The following is a 687-nucleotide window of genomic DNA, read 5'->3' on the forward strand; positions in this document are numbered from 1 at the left end:
AAACGTCACGCGCCTTCGGGAGTATCAGCGACTGTCCCGGGGCGAATATCTGGCGCCGGATGCACAGGACCGCCGCGACGCCGCCGAGAGAAAGTTCGAAAAGCTCGTGGCGGCGACGATCGACGCCGGACCGGAGATCTGCAAGATCGAACGGGGATCCGTACCCGAACGGCGGAAAACAGTGATCACCACCCTGGAGTCGGAAGGGATCGTGGATCCGGATCTCGGCGAGCGACTCCGGAATGCGGTTGGCTTTCGTGATGTCCTCGCCCACGCGTACGGCCCCGTTGTCAACGACGACATCGTGTACGATGCGATCCAGCACGACCTCGATCGCTTCGTCGAGTTCGTCACCGCCGTGGACGCCTACCTGCAACGCTGATACAGACAGGTGTCGGCTATTCTGAGGGCGACTGCACACGAGGGCCTGATCCTCCCGGTAGGTGACGAGATCCGACCGTCTCCGGGTACAGCCACGGTGCGACCCGAAGGATTCGGGTTCGAACCCGGATTGTGTACCCCGATACACGAGCGTGCCGATTCGATCTCCTCGACGCTCCAACCGGATTCCGGAGAGGACGAAGCCCCAGACCCGAGGAACGCCCCCGACGTTCGCCGCCAGAGTGGCCATCCCGCGCTGGCCCGCGAGACGATCGAGGGGCGACCCGACGACGCCCGAAACGACTG

General features: G+C 64.0%; 2 protein-coding genes. Both read left to right on the top strand.

Translation table 11 applies throughout. The features are described from left to right. The coding region (locus RH858_RS16745) for a DUF86 domain-containing protein (protein ID WP_310562512.1) at positions 1 to 382 on the top strand (382 nt) is incomplete at its 5' end. 96 nt (positions 383 to 478) lie between these two features. Beyond that, a partial coding sequence (locus RH858_RS16750) for a hypothetical protein (RefSeq protein WP_310562513.1) occupies positions 479 to 687 on the top strand: 209 nt, incomplete at its 3' end.

Source organism: Halalkaliarchaeum sp. AArc-GB (assembly GCF_031432225.1).
Lineage (GTDB): Archaea > Halobacteriota > Halobacteria > Halobacteriales > Haloferacaceae > Halalkaliarchaeum.